General features: G+C 73.6%; 14 protein-coding genes. 10 read left to right on the top strand and 4 right to left on the bottom strand.

Going from position 1 to position 16,623, the window contains the following annotated elements:
- Positions 1-278: 278 nt before the first annotated feature.
- Complete coding sequence (locus tag ACIBG4_RS33420) at positions 279-920, top strand: sensor histidine kinase (RefSeq protein WP_397205453.1); 642 nt, start codon at positions 279-281, stop codon at positions 918-920.
- Between the two features lie 19 nt (positions 921-939).
- The gene (locus ACIBG4_RS33415; protein WP_397205451.1) at positions 940-1,566 is read left to right on the top strand and encodes a response regulator; all 627 of its coding nucleotides are present in this window, start codon (positions 940-942) and stop codon (positions 1,564-1,566) included.
- Here the strand turns inward: ACIBG4_RS33415 and ACIBG4_RS33410 are convergent.
- A complete protein-coding gene (locus tag ACIBG4_RS33410; protein ID WP_397205449.1) occupies positions 1,542-2,501 on the bottom strand; it encodes an aldo/keto reductase in 960 nt (319 codons plus the stop codon). The genes ACIBG4_RS33415 and ACIBG4_RS33410 overlap by 25 nt on opposite strands.
- A 281-nt stretch (positions 2,502-2,782) precedes the next feature.
- On the opposite strand from ACIBG4_RS33410, the gene ACIBG4_RS33405 reads away from it, so the two are divergent.
- Positions 2,783-3,484, top strand: a complete 702-nt coding sequence (locus ACIBG4_RS33405) for a 4'-phosphopantetheinyl transferase superfamily protein (RefSeq protein ID WP_355439374.1) — start codon at positions 2,783-2,785, stop codon at positions 3,482-3,484.
- Positions 3,481-4,317: a TIGR03621 family F420-dependent LLM class oxidoreductase gene (locus tag ACIBG4_RS33400; protein ID WP_397205446.1), complete on the top strand. Its 837-nt coding sequence runs from the start codon at positions 3,481-3,483 to the stop codon at positions 4,315-4,317. Before ACIBG4_RS33405 ends, ACIBG4_RS33400 begins: the two co-directional genes overlap by 4 nt.
- Here the strand turns inward: ACIBG4_RS33400 and ACIBG4_RS33395 are convergent.
- Entirely contained in the window at positions 4,298-5,719 is a 1,422-nt protein-coding gene (locus ACIBG4_RS33395) for an NDP-hexose 2,3-dehydratase family protein (RefSeq protein ID WP_397205496.1), read from the bottom strand. The genes ACIBG4_RS33400 and ACIBG4_RS33395 overlap by 20 nt on opposite strands.
- A 199-nt stretch (positions 5,720-5,918) precedes the next feature.
- Here ACIBG4_RS33395 and ACIBG4_RS33390 point away from each other — a divergent pair, with 199 nt between their 5' ends.
- The 4 genes from ACIBG4_RS33390 to ACIBG4_RS33375 all read left to right on the top strand — a co-directional run bounded on the left by ACIBG4_RS33390 (position 5,919) and on the right by ACIBG4_RS33375 (position 10,785).
- Positions 5,919-6,518 carry a DUF1707 domain-containing protein gene (locus ACIBG4_RS33390; RefSeq protein ID WP_310717304.1) on the top strand — a complete coding sequence of 200 codons (600 nt, stop codon included), beginning with the start codon at positions 5,919-5,921 and terminating at the stop codon, positions 6,516-6,518.
- Between the two features lie 28 nt (positions 6,519-6,546).
- Positions 6,547-7,767 carry a methyltransferase domain-containing protein gene (locus ACIBG4_RS33385; protein ID WP_397205444.1) on the top strand — a complete coding sequence of 407 codons (1,221 nt, stop codon included), beginning with the start codon at positions 6,547-6,549 and terminating at the stop codon, positions 7,765-7,767.
- The gene (locus ACIBG4_RS33380; RefSeq protein ID WP_310717302.1) at positions 7,767-8,366 is read left to right on the top strand and encodes a dTDP-4-dehydrorhamnose 3,5-epimerase family protein; all 600 of its coding nucleotides are present in this window, start codon (positions 7,767-7,769) and stop codon (positions 8,364-8,366) included. The genes ACIBG4_RS33385 and ACIBG4_RS33380 overlap by 1 nt, the downstream gene beginning before the upstream one ends.
- A gap of 103 nt (positions 8,367-8,469) precedes the next feature.
- Positions 8,470-10,785: a M28 family peptidase gene (locus tag ACIBG4_RS33375; RefSeq protein WP_397205442.1), complete on the top strand. Its 2,316-nt coding sequence runs from the start codon at positions 8,470-8,472 to the stop codon at positions 10,783-10,785.
- Between the two features lie 15 nt (positions 10,786-10,800).
- Here the strand turns inward: ACIBG4_RS33375 and ACIBG4_RS33370 are convergent, their stop codons facing one another.
- Positions 10,801-11,913, bottom strand: a complete 1,113-nt coding sequence (locus ACIBG4_RS33370) for a DegT/DnrJ/EryC1/StrS family aminotransferase (RefSeq protein ID WP_397205440.1) — start codon at positions 11,911-11,913, stop codon at positions 10,801-10,803.
- A 171-nt stretch (positions 11,914-12,084) separates the two neighbouring features.
- Between ACIBG4_RS33370 and ACIBG4_RS33365 the strand changes: the two genes are divergently transcribed.
- Both ACIBG4_RS33365 and ACIBG4_RS33360 read left to right on the top strand, forming a co-directional pair.
- Positions 12,085-13,278: a macrolide family glycosyltransferase gene (locus ACIBG4_RS33365; RefSeq protein WP_397205438.1), complete on the top strand. Its 1,194-nt coding sequence runs from the start codon at positions 12,085-12,087 to the stop codon at positions 13,276-13,278.
- On the top strand, positions 13,278-14,744 hold the full coding sequence (locus ACIBG4_RS33360; RefSeq protein WP_397205436.1) for a BTAD domain-containing putative transcriptional regulator: 1,467 nt from the start codon (positions 13,278-13,280) through the stop codon (positions 14,742-14,744). The genes ACIBG4_RS33365 and ACIBG4_RS33360 overlap by 1 nt, the downstream gene beginning before the upstream one ends.
- Before the next feature lie 105 nt (positions 14,745-14,849).
- Here ACIBG4_RS33360 and ACIBG4_RS33355 read toward each other — a convergent pair whose 3' ends face one another.
- Positions 14,850-16,517 carry an FAD-dependent oxidoreductase gene (locus ACIBG4_RS33355; RefSeq protein ID WP_397205434.1) on the bottom strand — a complete coding sequence of 556 codons (1,668 nt, stop codon included), beginning with the start codon at positions 16,515-16,517 and terminating at the stop codon, positions 14,850-14,852.
- Between the last annotated feature and the right edge of the window lie 106 nt (positions 16,518-16,623).

Genomic DNA, 16,623 nt, shown 5'->3' with positions numbered 1-16,623 from the left:
CGCTACGCGCTGGAAAGATACAGATAAGTAGTCTTTCCAAATTCCACGCCTGGGAGGTCGGGAACGCGCGGGCGGCCAGCGGCACCCATCCGAAAACTTCGCTTGAGGCGGGCTCACTTTTCTTCGGGATAGCGCTTTCGCACCTCACCCGTCGTATCACCGCTGAATGCGTCTCGCCGGCCGAGGAATTCGTACTGGCCGCGACCGGTCTGGAGGCGAGCCTGTCGCGCCGCATCCGCGAGGCCGCCGACAGCTACCACGGGTTCCTGCTGAACCAGGTGCACGAGGCCCAGGAGGAGGAGCGCCGCCGCATCGCCCGTGAGCTGCACGACCGCATCGGCCACGGCACGAGCGTCGCCCACCAGCAGCTCGCCCTGTCGGAGGCGTACCGGGCGACCGACCCGGCCCGCGCCTCCGCCAAGATCGTGGTGGTGCAGCAGGCCATCCAGGAGACCATGGAGAACCTGCGCCAGATGACCTCCGAGCTGCACCCGCAGACCCCGGTGAAGAACCTGGAGAAGTCGCTGCTGGACTTCCTGGAGGCGGTCGGTGACGACTCCATCTCCATCGCGTTCGACGTCAACGGCGACGAGTCGTGGGTGGACCCGCGCGTGCTCGACGAGGCGTTCCTCATCCTGCGCGAGACCGTGCGCAACTCGCTCACCCACGGCGACCCGACGATCATCCGGCTCAACGTGGACATCGCCCCGCACGAGCTCATCGCGTCGGCCCGCGACAACGGGCGGGGCTTCGACCCGGCGAACGCGCGCCGGCGCGGCGGCGTGGGACTCACCTCCATGCGCGAGCGCGCGGAGCTGCTCGGCGGTACGGTGACGGTCTCCAGTGAGCCCGGCGGCGGATGCCTCGTCGAGCTGTACATCCCACTCAGAGGACAGGCCGGTGGACCGGACGACGCCTAAGCCCATCTCCGTCGCCTTGGTGGACGATCACACGCTGTTCAGGGAGGGCCTGCGCGAGATCCTCGAATCCTTCGGCGGCATGGACGTCGTGGGCGAGGCCGGCGACTCCGGCGCGGCGGTCGCCCTGGTCGAGGAGACCGAGCCGGACGTCGTGCTGCTCGACGTGGAGATCCCCGGGGACGAGGTCACCGAGACCGTGGCGCGGATCCGGCGGCTGTCGCCGGAGACGCGGATCATCATCCTCAGCATGTATGACGGGCCGCAGCTCCTCACCCGGCTGCTCGCCGCCGGCATCCGGGGATATCTGCACAAGAGCGTCCACCGGGACGAGCTGATCGCGGCCGTGCGCAGCGTGTACGACGACCAGTCCAGGCTGGTGCTCGCGGTGTCGCGGAGCAGCCTGGCCCACGTGGAGGCGCCGACCGCCGGAGTGCTGTCGGACAAGGAGCTGGAGGTGCTCCAGCTCGCCGCGCAGGCGCTGAGCAACAACCAGATCGCCCGCCGCCTGGGGCTGGCCGAGGCGACGGTGAAGCGGCACATGCGCAACATCTTCCTGAAGCTGAACGCGGTCTCGCGCATCGACGCGGTCAACAAGGCGCTCGCCGGGTCGCTCATCATGCCTCAGAGCAGGGGCGACGGCGACTGATCCCCGTCGGAGGCGAAGACGCCGGTCAGCTTGTCGCGGACCTCGGACGGCAGCTCGACCGCGCAGGCGGCCAGGTTCATCTCCAGGTGGACCTGGCTGCGCGTGCTCGGCACCGGGACGGTGTATTCACCCTGCGCCAGCAGCCAGGCCAGCGCCAGCCGCCCGGCGCTCAGGTCGAGCCGCGCGGCCACGGCCTCCAGCGCCTGCAGACCGGTGCAGTGCCCGTCCCGTCCCGGCCCGAAGCGCGGGTCGCCGAGCCGCCAGTCGCCCGGCTCGAAGCCGGCGTCCACCCTGATCCGGCCGGTGAGGAAGCCCCGGCCCAGGGGGCGCGCCGCCACCAGCGCGATGCCCAGCTCGCGCACCGCGGCGAGCAGCGCGGGGTCGGCGTACCGGCCCCAGACGGAGTACTCGGCGCTCAGCGCGGTGACCGGGTGGACGGCGTGGGCCTCGCGGAGCTGCCGCAGCGTGCCGTTGGTCAGCCCGACATAGCGGATCTTCCCGGCGCGCACCAGCTCGGCCAGGCGGCCCATGCTCTCCTCGACCGGCACGCGGCCGTCGCGGCAGTGCAGGTAGTACAGGTCGATGTGGTCGACGCCGAGCCGTTGGAGTGAGGCGTCGCAGTCGCGCTCCAGCGCGCCGGGGCCGTCGTCGTAGCAGACCCGGCCGTCCGCCTCCATGGCGCGCACGCCGCCGCGCGTGCACAGCGTCACCTCGTGCCTCCGCCCGGCGACGGCCCGCCCGATGAGCCGCTCGGCCCGGCCCGCCGCGTAGAAGGCGGACGTGTCGACGAAGGTCACCCCCGCGTCGAGCGCCCTGCGGATCAGGCGGTCGGCCTCGGCCTCGTGCACCGGGCCGTAGGCGCCGGCGAGGGCCAGCGAGCCCAGCCCGATGGAAGAGATGACCGGCCCCGTCCGGCCCAGCCTCGTGTAACGCACCGAAATCCCTCCATGCGCCTTTCCCGATCACCGGCTCCGACCGGGGACCGGGAAATCGGGCAGCGAATGCGGTCTTGCGCGAGAGACCAGGCGCGGCTGTCGATTAGCGAGCTTCAGTGTTACCCAATGGTAGGGGAAGCTGAAGCAGAAGCAACGGCCCCACCCCCTATTAACCCCCTAATTGCCAGCATGACCCCATAAAGAGTTTTGTCGGCCTTTTGGGTTATCGGTGGATTAGCTACTGTGCGGATGTTCCGTGCTGACGGGCGTGAGGAGGTCGTGTGATCGAGAAGATCCTGCCCGCGACCGTCAAGGCATTCGACGCCTTCAACGATCCACCGGAGGCCGCCCTCTTTCCCGAGGAGGCCGAGCTGGTGCGGCGGGCCGCGGACAAGCGCCGCCGCGAGTTCACCACCGGCCGCCACTGCGCCCGCAAGGCCATGGAACGGCTCGGGCTGCGCCCCGTCCCGGTGCTCAGCGGCTCCCACGGCGAGCCGTGCTGGCCGCACGGCATCACCGGCAGCATCACCCACTGCGCCGGCTACCGGGCCGCGGCCGTCGGCGCGTACCCGGCACTCATCGGCATCGACGCCGAGCCGGACGCCCCGTTGCCGCCCGGCGTGCTGGAGGCCGTCTCGGTGCCCAAGGAGCGCGACATGGTGCGCCGGCTGGGCGAGCGGCACCCGGGCACCGCCTGGGACCGCCTGCTGTTCAGCACCAAGGAGTCGGTCTACAAGGCATGGTTCCCGCTGGCGGGGCGGTGGCTGGACTTCCAGGACGCCGCCGTCACCGTGGACCCGCTGCGCGGCACGTTCACCGCGCACCTCATGGTGTCGGGGCCGCGCTGGCAGGGGGAGCGGCTGACCGGCTTCACCGGGCGCTGGACGGCCGGCCGCGGCCTTCTCCTCACCGCCATCGCCGTGGTGGGCGTCCCCCGGGCCGCCGCCGCGGCGGGCTCGCGCCGGGTGGAGGCCCGGTCATGAGGTTCGGGGTGGTGCTCATCAGCGAGGGCGGCACGCGCGCCCGGTGGACGGCCACGTGCCGCCGGGCCGAGGCTCTCGGCTACGACGTCATCGCCGTGCCCGACCATCTCAACCTGATGGCGCCGTTCCCCACCGCCCTGCTCGCCGCCGAGGTCACCGAGCGGCCGGTCATCGGCACGTACGTGCTCAACGCCTCCTTCCACCGGCCCGCGCTGCTGGCCCGGGAGGCGGCGACCGTGGACCTGCTCATCGACGGCCGGCTGGAGCTGGGGCTCGGCACCGGGTACGTGCGGGAGGAGTTCGAGGCGGCCGGCCTGCCGTTCGGCGCGGGTCACCGCGTACGGGCGCTGGAGCGGCTGGTCGGCGAGCTGGACGGGCTCCTGGGCGGCCGGACGCCGCCGCTCATGATCGGCGGCCACGGCGACCGCGTGCTGCGCCTGGCCGCGCGGCGGGCCGAGATCGTCAGCTTCACCGGCGCGCCGTTCCGCCCCGAGTACGGCAGGACGGCGCTCGTGGACGCGGCCGAGCTGACGCGCCGCGTCGTCTTCGCCCAGGAGGCGGCCGGGCCGCGCGCCGCGGACCTGGAGCTGAACGTGCTGTCCAAGGCCACGGTGCTGACCCGCGACCGCCGGGCGGGGGTGGAGAGCCTGCGGCGCTACGCCCCCGACCTGACCACCGAGCAGCTCCTGGAGGTGCCGACGCTGTTCGCCGGCACGCCGGAGGACATCGCCGAGCAGGTGCGCCGGCACGAGAAGACGTTCGGCTTCACGTACGTCACGGTGATGGAGCCGGCCATGGACGACTTCGGGAAGGTCATCGAACTCCTCCGCTGAGCAGCGGCACGCGCGGCTCGTACGGCGTCGCGGGCGGCCGCCCGCCGGGCACCCCGTACGAGGGGCCGTGCGCCAGGCCGTGCAGGCAGGCCGTCAAGCTGCGGGCCTCCACGTTGAGGTAGTAGCTGTGCCGCAGCAGCTCGTCGATCTGGTGCAGCGCGAGCCAGCGGAACCCCGGATGGCCCGGCAGCGGGTCCTCGTCCGTCTCGGCCACGACGTAGCGATTGCGCGCGTGGTAGAACCGGCCGCCCTCCTCCGACAGCACGGTGTCGAACCGGAGCCGGGCCCGCGACGAGCCCCGTACGGCGTCCAGCACCACGTCCACCAGCGGCGGGCGGGCGGCGGCCGGCAGGTGGTCGTAGTTGCCCGGCGTGCACTGCACGGTCGGCGCCAGCTCGACCACGTCGGTGTAGCCCGGGTCCACGCGCGCCTGCACCAGGGCGTGGACCACCCCGCCGATCGTCCTGACCAGGAACGCCACCAGGCCCGTGCCCACCGGCGCGAGCATCGGCTGCGACCAGCCGGCCACCTCCCGGCCGCGCGCCTCCACCCGTACCCCGATGACGTCGAAGAACCGGCCCGTCTCGTGGGAGATGCGCCCGCCGGAGCGGCGCCAGCCGCGCACCCGGTCCAGCGGGACGAGCGCGGCGCGGACGTCGGCCGTGGAGCGCAGCCCGCTGAGCCAGCTCAGGATCTCGCCCAGCTCGTGGCGGGCCCCGCGCGAGGCGTCGCGGGAGCGCGCCACCGCGCCGGCGAAGCCCGCCGGTCCGGCGCCCTCCGAGACCCGCTGGGGCGGCAGGCAGGACAGCACGGTCCTGGCGTCCATGTTGACCCGGTCCGGCACCCCCAGCAGCCCGTACACCCGCGCCAGCGGCAGCCAGCGGAACCCCTCGGCGGCCTCCACGTGCCCCGGGACCTCCACGACCATGTTGCGGTTGCGCTTGCGGTAGAACCACGCGCCCTGCTCCGACTGGCGCGTGTCGGCGAGCACCCGGCCGCGCGGCTCCCGGAAGAGGTCCAGGTACGGCACCGCCCGCCCCTGGTGCACCCGCGTGTAGTTGCTCCGCGTGGCCTGCACCGTCGGCGACACCTGCGGCCCGTCGGGGTTGCCCGGCTCGTTCTTGGCCTGCATCAATGCGTACGGCACCCCGTCCACCCGCTTGAGCAGGATGCCCAGGATGCCCGTCTCGGGCTGGTTGATGATGGGCTGCGTCCAGGCCGGCACCGGACCAGCGGGGCGGTGGACGTCGAGCCCCTCGACGGTGAAGAAGCCGCCGCTGTCGTGCCGCAGATTGCCCGTCGCCGGGTCCGCGTGCCAGGCGGGCAGCTCCTCCAGCGGCAGCCGCGCCACGTCCATGGAGGTGTGCCCGGCGACCTCCTGGAGCCAGTCGTGAACGTCGATGATGGCAGGCTCCTCACCACGGCGGTCCCGTCACGGCGGGCCGTTCCAACCGTCCGTGGCCGAAGCTGTCATGCCCCGCGGCGCCGCTCAACCCCTGCCCGCCCCGCCCCCCACCCCAGGCGCGGGCACGGCCCGGAGCCCCGGCAGGATAGGGGTTCTTCGGTGGGCGGCCCCTTCGTAGCCTTCTAGGGTGGACGCCATGACCGATCATCGGGACGTGCGAGCCAGTGACCAGGACCGCGAACGGGTGGCGGAGACGCTCCGCGTCGCGGTCGGCGAGGGACGGATCACGCTGGAGGAGCTGAACGAGCGCATCGACCGGACCTACCGGGCGCGCACGCTCGGGGAGCTCGACGAGGTCGTGGCCGACCTGCCGCGGGACGGCTCGCTGCCCGCGGTCGTCACCGCCGCCCCGCCGCCGCAGGGCTTACCCGGGCCCGCCGAGCTCCAGCTCCACACGGGCAGCGGCAAGGTCGCGCAGGTGGGCCGCTGGGCGGTGCCCCGGCACATCAGCGCGAAGGCGGGCCGATGGGGCACGGTGCGGATCGACTTCACCCTCGCGGAGTGCCCGCACCCGGAGGTCCATCTCGACGTGGAGATCACCTCGTGGTTCGGCGACATCGTCGTCGCGGTCCCGCGCGGCTGGCAGGTCCGTGACGAGCAGGTCGTCCGGCGATGGATGGGCGCCGTCCACAACCGCCCCCCGGCGCCCCTCGCGCCGGACGGCGTCACCGTACGGCTCACGGGCTACGTGCAGACGGGAGACGTCTGGGTGAGGTACCGCCGGCCGGCCACGTGACGGCCGTCCGCAACCTGAGGAGGAACGCATGGCGTGCCGGATCTGTTCGGGCCGTCTCCACCAGTTCGCCGACTTCGGCAGCCAGCCGGTCTCGGACGCCTTCGTCACCCCCGGGGACCCGCGGGAGGAGTACGTGTTCCGGCTGGCCGTGGGCGTCTGCGAGGACTGCTCCATGGTGCAGCTCCTGGAGGAGGTGCCCCGGGAGCGCATGTTCCACGACGGATACCCCTACCTGTCCTCCGGCTCCGCCGTGATGCGCGAGCACTTCTGGAGCCTCGCCGAGCGGTTCCTCGCCACCGACCTGGCCGGCGACGACCCGTTCATCGTCGAGCTGGGCTGCAATGACGGCACCATGCTCCAGCGCGTGGCCGAGGCCGGGGTGCGGCACCTCGGCGTGGAGCCGTCCGGCGGGGTCGCCGACCTGGCCGCGGCCAAGGGCGTGCGGGTGCGCAAGGACTTCTTCGAGGCCGCCACGGCCGCCGCCGTGCTGGCCGAGGACGGGCCGGCCGATGTGATCTACGCGGCCAACACCCTGTGCCACATCCCGTACATGGACTCGATCCTCGGCGGCGTCGCCACACTGCTGCGGCCGGACGGCGTGTTCGTCTTCGAGGACCCCTACCTCGGCGACATCGTCGAGCGCGCCTCCTACGACCAGATCTACGACGAGCACTTCTACTTCTTCTCCGCCCGCTCGGTGAGCGGCATGGCGCGGCGGCACGGCTTCGAGCTGGTCGACGTGGAGCGGCTGCCGGTGCACGGCGGCGAGGTCCGCTACACGCTGGCCCGGCGGGGGGCACGGACGCCGAGCCCGGCCGTGGCCGAGCTGCTCGCGGCCGAGGACGCCGCCGGCGTCAGCGACCTCGCCACACTGACGGCCTTCGCCGCCCGCGTGGCCGACAGCCGCGACCGGCTCGTGGCGCTGCTCACCCGCCTGCGCGACGAGGGCGCCCGCGTGTACGGCTACGGCGCCACGGCCAAGAGCGCGACCGTGCTCAACTACTGCGGCATCGGCCCGGACCTCGTGTCGTTCGTGTCCGACACCACCCCGGCCAAGCAGGGCAGGCTCACGCCCGGCTCGCACATCCCCGTGCGCGGCCCCGAGGCGTTCGCCGACCCCTATCCCGACTACGCGCTGCTGTTCGCGTGGAACCACGCCGAGGAGATCATGGCCAAGGAGGAGGGGTTCCGCGAGGCGGGCGGCACGTGGATCCTCTACGTGCCCGAGGTCCGGCTGGTCCGAGCCTGATGAGCGCCCTGACGAGCAACGGCATGAGGCACCGGCGGCTCGCGGTGGAGGGGGCGGTCGAGTTCGTCCCCGAGGTGTTCCACGACGAGCGGGGCGACTTCGCCTCGCCGTACCAGGAGCACGTCTTCGCGGGCGCCGTCGGGCGCCCGCTCTTCCCCGTGGCGCAGGTCAGCCGGAACGTGTCGCGGCGCGGCGTCGTGCGCGGCGTCCACTACACGCTGGTGCCGCCCGGCACCGCCAAGTACGTCTACTGCGCGGCGGGCCGGGTCCTCGACATGGTGGTGGACCTGCGCGTGGGCTCGCCCACGTTCGCCCGGTGGGAGGCGGTCGAGCTGGCCGCCGACACCGCCCGCGCGGTGTACGTCCCGCCGGGGGTCGGCCACGCGTTCGCCGCGCTGGAGGACGGCTCGGTGGTCAGCTACCTGCTGTCCAGGGAGTACCGCAAGGAGCACGAGCTGACGCTGTCGGTCTTCGACGAGGAGATCGGGCTGCGGCTGCCGTCCGGGCTGGGGCCGCTGGTGCTGTCCGAGCGCGACCGGCGGGCGCCCACCCTCGGTGAGGCGGCGGCGCGGGGACTGCTCCCCGAGTACACCCGCTGACCGGGGCAGGCACCCGCCCGCGGTGACCTGCGGAAAACCACAGGTATGTCCGGGTGTGCGCATCATTCCGGCAGGGGGGCGGCCGAACCTACCGTTCATCGCCATGATGGGAAAGTTGTTCGACGTCCCGCGACGGGTGCGGGCCGGGCTGGCCGCCGTGCTCGCGCTGGCCGCGGTGGCCATGCTGACCGCCATGACGGGCAGCACGACGCAGCCGTCGCCGGCCTCGGCACCGCCCGGCGAGTTCAGCGCCGCGCGGGCCCTGGCCCACCTGGAGAGGTTCGCCGCCGAGCCGCGCCCGCTCGGCGGCCCGGCGAGCGGCAGGGCCAGGAACTACCTGGCCGGGCAGTTGCGCGCGGCGGGGCTCAAGGTCGAGATCCAACGCGCCGTCGGGGCGCGGTCGGCGGCCGGGCTGGCGACGTTCGGGCAGGTGCGCAACATCGTGGCCACCCTGCCCGGCCAGGACCCCACGGGGACCGTGCTGGTGGCGGCCCACTACGACTCCGCCGCCATGGGACCCGGCGCCTCCGACGACGGCGCGGCGGTCGCCGCGATGCTGGAGACCGTCCGCGCGCTGGGCGCGGGCGGACGCCTCCGCAACGACCTGGTGCTGCTGATGTCGGACGGCGAGGAGGACGGCGTGCTCGGCGCCGAGGCGTTCGTCCGGGAGCATCCCCTCGGCCGCAAGGGCGGGGTCCTCCTCAACTGGGAGGCCCGCGGGGTCGGCGGCCCCTCCCTGATGTTCGAGACCTCCAGGGACAACGCCCGGCTGGTCGAGACGTTCGTCGACGCCGTTCCGCGGCCGCGGGGCGACTCGTCGATGGTCGAGCTGTACCGGCTGCTGCCGAACAACACCGACTTCACCCCGCTGACCAAGGCCGGGTTCACCGGCATGAACTTCGCCTACATCGAGGGCTCCTCGCACTACCACACCGCCGGCGACTCCATCGAGAACCTCGACCGGGGCAGCCTGCAGCACCACGGCTCGAACATGCTGGCGCTGGCCCACGCGCTGGGCGCCGCCGACCTGCCCACGCTGGCCTCCGACCACGACGTCACGTACTTCCGGCTGCTGGGCACGATGATCACGTACCCGGACATGGTCGTCCAGCCACTGGCGGTGCTCGGCGTGCTCGCGGTGGCGGCCCTCGCGCTGGTGGCGCGCCGCAGGCGGCTGATCAGCCTGCCGCGACTGCTCGGCGCCGCGGCGTCGGCCGCCGCGCCGCCGATCCTGTCGGTGCTCGCGGCGCAGGCGCTGTGGGAGCTGCTGGTGGCCTGGCGTCCGGCGTACGACGGGATGGGCGGGCTGCTGCACCGGCCGGAGGCGTTCGAGGCGGCCGTCGCGGTGCTGTCGGGCCTGGCGTTGCTGGGCTGGTACCTGCCGCTGCGGCGCAGGCTGGGCCCCGCCGCGTCGGCCGTCGGGGCGCTGGCGTGGCCGGCCGGGCTCGGCCTGCTGTGCGCCCAGGTGGCACCCGGGGCCTCCTACGTCTTCACGCTGCCCGCGCTGCTCTGCGCGCTCGGCGGGCTGGCGGCCCTCCTGCTCCCCGGGCCTGCCTGGACGCGGGTCGCCGCGGTGACCCTGGGGATGGTGACGGCCGCGGCGCTGCTGCCCGCCCTGGCCGGGAACGCCTTCGACGGGATGGGGCTCGCGCTCGGCGGGGCGGGCGCCCTGGCGCTGGCGCTGTTCGGGATGACGGCGTTGCCGGTCGTGGAGCTGTTCCTGCCCGACCTCGCCCGCGGGCTGCCGCGCGGCGCTGCCGTGGCCGTGCCTCTGACCGCCGCCGGGCTGGCCGTGGCGCTGGTGGGCTGCGGGCTGGCGGCGGACGGGTTCGACGCCGACCATCCGCGCCGCACGCACCTGGCGTACGTCATGGACGCCGGCACAGGGACCGCCCGATGGGTCAGCGCCGACGAGGAGCCCGCGGACTGGACCAGACGGTACGTGTCCGGGCGCGACGTCACGGCGCTGCCGCCCGGCTACGCCCGGGGCACCCTGTGGACCGGGGCCGCGCCCGCGATCAGGGCGGACGGCCCTCGCGTGTCCGTGCTGGGCCGCGACGGGGACACGGTCAGGCTGCGTGTGACCGGCGGGCGCGGGGCGCGCTCCGTGACGCTGCGGGTCGATCGGCCGATCACCGAGGCCACGGCGTCCGTCGGCGGGGCCGGGTCGGCGGCCGTCCCCGTCACGGGCACGCGAGCCGGCACCTGGCCCGCCGAGGTCCGCTTCCGTGGGATCCCCGCGACGGGGGCGCGGATCACGCTCCGGGTGCCGGGTGGTGGCCGGATCCGGCTCACCGCGATCGGCGAGACCGACGGGCTGTCCGCCGTGCCCGGCTTCGTCCCCAGGCCGCCGGGGCTGGTGGCCGCCACGCGCGAGGACGGCGACCTCGTCGCCGTCACGCGGACGTACACCCTCTGATCACACACCCTCTGATCACGACCAGCGCCGGAGGACCTCGCGCAGGGCGTCGATGACCTTGTCCTGGACGCCCCGGGGCAGCGACGGGTACATCGGCAGCGAGAAGATCTGCCCGGCCAGCTCCTCCGTCACCGGCAGGCTGCCCGGCCCGTAGCCGAGGTGGGCGAAGCCCGACATGGTGTGCACCGGCCACGGATAGCTGATGTTGAGGTGGATGTCGTACGCCCGCAGCGCCTCGATGATCTCGTCGCGGTGCGGGTGGCGGACCACGTACACGTAGTAGACGTGCTCGTTGCCCGGCGCGGTGACGGGCAGCACCAGGCCGGTGTCCGCCAGGCCCTCCTCGTAGCGGGCCGCCACCGCCCGCCGGTCCTCGACGTAGCGGCCGAGGCGGCGCAGCTTGCGGCGCAGGATCTCCGCCTGCACCTCGTCCAGCCGCGCGTTGTGGCCGGGCGTCTCCACGACGTAGTACGTCCGCTCCATGCCGTAGTAGCGCAGCCGCCGCAGCGCCGCGTCCACCGCCTCGTCGGAGGTGATCGTCGCCCCGCCGTCGCCGTACGCGCCCAGCACCTTCGTCGGATAGAAGGAGAAGGCCGCCGCTCGGCCCATCGAGCCGGCGTGCCGCCCGCGGTGCAGCGCCCCGTGCGCCTGCGCGCAGTCCTCCAGCACCGCCAGGCCGCGCTCCTCGGCCAGCCGGAGGAGCGGGTCCATGTCCACGCACTGCCCGTACAGGTGGACCGGCAGCAGGCAGCGCGTGCGCGACGTGACGGCCGCCTCCACCCGCGACACGTCCATCAGGTACGTCCCGGCGTCGACGTCCACGAAGACCGGCGTCGCGCCGACGGCGTCGATGGCCACCACGGTCGGTGCGGCGGTGTTGGACACCGTCACCACCTCGTCGCCGGGCCCCACGCCGAGCGCCTGCAACCCCAGCTTGACGGCGTTGGTGCCGTTGTCCACGCCCACGCAGTGGCGCGCGCCGTGGCTGGCGGCGAACTCCTCCTCGAAGCGGCGCACGCTCTCACCGAGGACGAGCTGCCCTGAGCGGAACACGGTCTCGACCGCGTCCATGATGTCGTCCCGTTCGGATGCGTATTCCGGCAGATAATCCCAGACGCGGGTGGGCATCGACTGTCCTCCTCCAAGGGTCGGCCCAGGATAAACACCCTCCTCCAGGCCGGTGGAACCCCTAGAAAAGGGGGCCGGTTGAGGGGGCGCCTAGGGGTGACGCGGCTCGCCGGCGGTCCTTTAGCTTTGCGGTGGAGAAATCCTCACGCGCACCAAGCCGAGAGAATTCACATGACGCGGCATTATCTCTTCATGTGTCAGCCCGATCACGGCCATGTCATTCCCAGTCTCGCCGTGGTCGCAGAATTGGTTCGCAGAGGGCACAGGGTCACGTACCTCACGGGGGGCGGCATGGCGCCGCTGGTGGAGGAGACGGGCGCCGGCCTGCTCTGCTACGACTCGATCTACGCGGGGGCCGACCTGCGGGCGCTGGAGAGCGACCCGCTGGCCCTCGTCTCACTCTTCCTCGACGAGAGCCGGGCGATGCTCGACGCGGCCGACCGGCTGCTCACCGACCGCCCGGACCTGGTGGTCTACGACCTGACGGTGCTGCACGCCGGACGCCTCCTGGCCAGGAAGCTCGGGGTCCCGGCGACGCAGCTCATCCCGATCTTCGCCTCCAACGAGCACTACTCCTTCCTCGGCTCCGTCTACGCCGGCGAGCGCTCCGGCCCGGACCTGCCCGGATGGGTGGACGGCATGCTGGCCAGGACCCGGGCCCTGGCCTCCGACCACGGCGTCGAGGCCGACCCGGCCGAGCTGTGGTGGGACGTCCAGGACTCCAACCTGGTCAGCCTGCCGCGCTCGTTCCAGCCCGCCGGGGACACCTTCGACGAGCGGTTCGCGTTCGTCGGGCCCTGCCTGGGCGAGCGCGGCTTCCTCGCCGAGTGGGAGCCGCCGGACGACGGGCTGCCGGTCGCGCTGCTGACCTTCGGCACCGTCGCCGCCGGCCGGCCGGAGCTGTTCCGGACCTGCGTGCGGGCCTTCGCCGAGCTGCCCTGGCGCGGCGTGGTGACCCTGCCTCCGGGCATGGATCCCGGCTATCTCGGGCCGCTGCCGCCCACCATCGAGGTCCGGCGCTGGGTCTCGCACGTGAGCGTGCTCCGGCACGCCACCGTCGCGGTCACCCACGGCGGCCTGGGCACCGCCATGGAGGCCCTGTACTGGGGCTGCCCCATGGTCGTCGTCCCCGCCACCCCCATCGACCGGGTGGCCGCGCGCCGCGTCGAGGAGCTGGGCCTCGGCCGGGCCCTCGACCCGGACACGCTCACCCCCGAGGGGCTCGTCGCGGCGGTCCTCGCGGTCGCGGGCGACGAGCGCGTACGGCACGGCGCGCAGGCCATGCGGCGCGACATCGAGCGGGCCGGCGGCACCGGGCGAGCCGCCGACCTGCTCGAAGGCCGCCTGGCGGAGGTGATGGCCTGATGGGCTCTCCGTCGTTCGAGTTCCGGGTGCTCGGGCCGCTCACGGTGCTGAAGGACGGCGCCGAGCTGCCCATGAGCGCCAACCGGGAGCTGGCCATCCTGGCCAGCCTGCTGCTGAACGCCAACCGCGTCATGAGCGTCGAGCGGCTGATCGAGGCCGTCTGGGCCGGCTCGGCGCCGCGCAGCGCCTGGCGGCAGGTCGCCATCTGCGTCTCCCGGCTGCGCCGGGCCCTCGGCGCGGGCCTGATCGAGACCTCCAGCCCCGGCTACCTGCTACGGGCCGCCCCGGACAGCATCGACTGGGTCAGGTTCAAGGCGCTGGTGGCGCAGGCGCGCGGCCACGCCGCCGCCGGGCTGCGCGAGCAGGCCGTCCAGGTGCTGCGCGAGGCGCTCGCCCTGTGGCAGGGCACCCCGTTCGAGGACATCAGGGGGCTGCGCTACGACGTGGCCCGGATGGCCGAGTCGCGGCTGGAGGCGCTGGAGACGTGCCTGGAGCTGGAGATCGAGCTCGGGCGTCACCACCAGGTGATCCCCGAGCTGCTGGCCCTGGTCGCCGAGTCGCCGTTCCGTGAGCGGGTGCGCGCCCAGCTCATGCTGGCGCAGTACCGCGCCGGTCGCCGCGCCGAGGCGCTGCGCACGTACCAGGAGACGCGCCGCTACCTGCTGGAGCAGATCGGCCTGGAGCCCGGCCCGGCGCTGCGGCGGCTGCACGAGCAGATCCTGCGGGACGAGTCCGCGCTGATGCGGGCGCCCGCCCAACGGCCCGCGCCGGGGCACGTCGTGCCGTGCCAGCTCCCGCCGCAGGTGCTGCCGTTCGTGGGACGCGAGGAGGAGCTGGACGCGCTCAACACCGCCCTGCGGCCCGATCCGGGCGTGGCGGTGCCGGGCGTGATGGTGCTGAGCGGGCCGGCCGGGGTGGGCAAGAGCACGCTGGCGCTGCGCTGGGCGCACAGCCGGATCGACTGGTTCCCCGACGGGCAGCTCCACGCCGACATGGCCGAGGTGGGTGCGGAGGGTGACGGGCACGGCGGTGGCCTGGACGCGGTGCTCGACCGCTTCCTGCGGGCGCTCGGCGTGGCGGGGGCCGACCTCCCGGCCGGGCGCGCGGAGAAGCTCGCGCTCTACCGCAGCTGTACGGCGCGGCGGCGGCTGCTCGTGGTGCTGGACGACGTCCGCGACGGCGACCAGGCGCGGGCGCTGCTGCCCGGGGGCGCCAACTGCCGGGTGGTCATCACCAGCACGGACCCGCTGGACGACCTGGTGGCCCGGCAGGGGGCGCACCGGGAGTTCCTGCGGCCGCTGCCGGAGGACGAGGCCCGGGAGCTGGCCGACCTGCTGGTGGACACGGCGGTGGGGGCGCAGGCGGTGTCGGAGCTGGTGGCCACGTCCTGCGGGAGCCCCTTGTCGCTGCGGCTGGGCGCCGCCCGCCTCCAGTCCCGCCGTCCGGCGCGCAGCGGCTTCGGCTGACGGTCCACCGGCCGGTCCCCGGCGGCGCGCCACGGTCTCGTGACCGCGGCGCGCCTTCGCCGTACGGTTCCGGGGCGGTCAGGGGGTGCGGGCCAGGATGGTGGCTCAGGGGGTGCGGGCCAGGATGGTGGCCAGGGCGGTGGCCAGGGCGTCGGGGGAGGCCGGGCCGCCGGGGCAGCGCCAGCCCACGTGCCCGTCGGGCCGCACCAGGACCGCGCCGCCGGCCTCCAGGCCGTACTCCTTGGCCCACGTCGGCGAGGTGAACGGGCCGGCCGCCTGACCTTCGGACGGGCCGGACGCCTGACCTTCGGCGGCGGGGACCGGGACGGGGCCGGTGGAGGCGTCCGTGGTGGTGACCTCCACCGCCGTGACCGGCACGCCCGCCCGCGAGGACGCCTCCGACGCGGCGGCCGGCCAGCCGGCGTCCGCCGTGGCCAGCAGCGTGAAGCACGGCCCCAGCAGGTCGAGCGTCGAGACGGGGCCGTACGGGCTCGACAGCCAGACGTGCGGAGCGCGGTGGCCCGGCCGGGCCGTGGGGACGTACGTGCGGTAGGGGTCCTCGGGCGCCGGGGCGGGCGTCCCGTCCGGGACCACGGCCGCCGAGTCGTAGTGGAAGCCCAGCACCAGCCCCTCCGAGCTGCGCCGCCCGGCCTGCTGCTCGATGGCCTCCCGCATCGACAGCCGCCCCTCCATCATCTGGAAGGTGATGAACGCGTTGTGCAGGCTCTCGTCCACCGTCCGGGCGCCGACGGGCCGGCGTTCGGGCTCGTAGGTGTCGAGCAGGGCCGGGCCGGCGGCGCCGCGCAGGACGGCGGCGAGCTTCCAGGCGAGGTTGTGGGCATCCTGGATGCCGCAGTTCATCCCGAAACCGCCCTGCGGGGTGGCCACGTGCGCGGCGTCACCCGCGAGGAACACCCGCCCCGAGCGGAACGAGGCCGCCACCTTGGCCTGCTGGAGCCAGGGCAGCACGCCCAGGATGGAGACCGGCAGGTCGGGCACGCCGACGGCGGCGCGCACGGCGGCCAGGCAGACGTCCTCGGTGAAGTCGTCCGGGCTGCCGCCCTCCTCGGGCTCGTAGCCGGTCTGCACCATCCACCGCCGCCGGTGGTCGACGGCCTCCACCGCGCACGGCGGGTCGGTGAGGAAGGACAGCGCGGCCCGCCGCTCGGGCGGCAGGAAGCCCAGGTCGGCCTCGAACATGATGCTGATCATGTGGCCGAGCGGCGGCGGCCCCTCGGTGGCGATGCCCAGCTCCTCGCGGATCCCGCTGCGGCTGCCGTCCGCCGCCACCAGGTACGAGCAGCGCACGAGCGTCTCGCCGGACGCCTCCGACACGACCGCCTCGACGCCGTCCGCCGTCGCGCGGAAGCCCGTCATGGCGGCGCCGTACCTGACCTCGGTGCCGGGCCGCGACTCGGCCAGCCGGCGCAGGATGACCTCCAGCAGGTCCTGCGAGCACAGGAACATGTAGGTGGGGCTCTGCGGGGCGTCGCGGCGCAGCGCGGCGGCGGACCTGACGAAGTCGTCGGCCGTCAGGGAGCTGCCGACGCCCACCGCGAGGAACTCCTCGCGCGGCATGCCGGCCCGCTCCACCTCCTCCTGGATGCCCCAGGCGCGGAAGATCTCCATCGTCCTGGTGGTGACGAGGCGGGCCTTCGGAAAAATTGACGTGCCCTCATGTTTTTCGACGAGCAGCGTCGATATTCCGTGCCGGGACAGCTCGATGGCCGTGGAGAGGCCGACCGGGCCGCCCCCGACAATCAACACTTCCACGTCCATCATTTTCATGGTTGTCAGCGTCATTCATCGCCATTGTTCTGGTCAATGCGCGGATAACCGGGTGATACAGGGGTGATGTCGGCGCTTAGTAGCTTACTGA

The organism is Nonomuraea sp. NPDC050383 (assembly GCF_044459125.1).
In the GTDB taxonomy this organism is placed as follows: Bacteria; Actinomycetota; Actinomycetes; order Streptosporangiales; family Streptosporangiaceae; genus Nonomuraea.
Note: the sequence above shows the minus strand (reverse complement) of the source record. Positions and strands in the feature narration are given on the sequence as shown.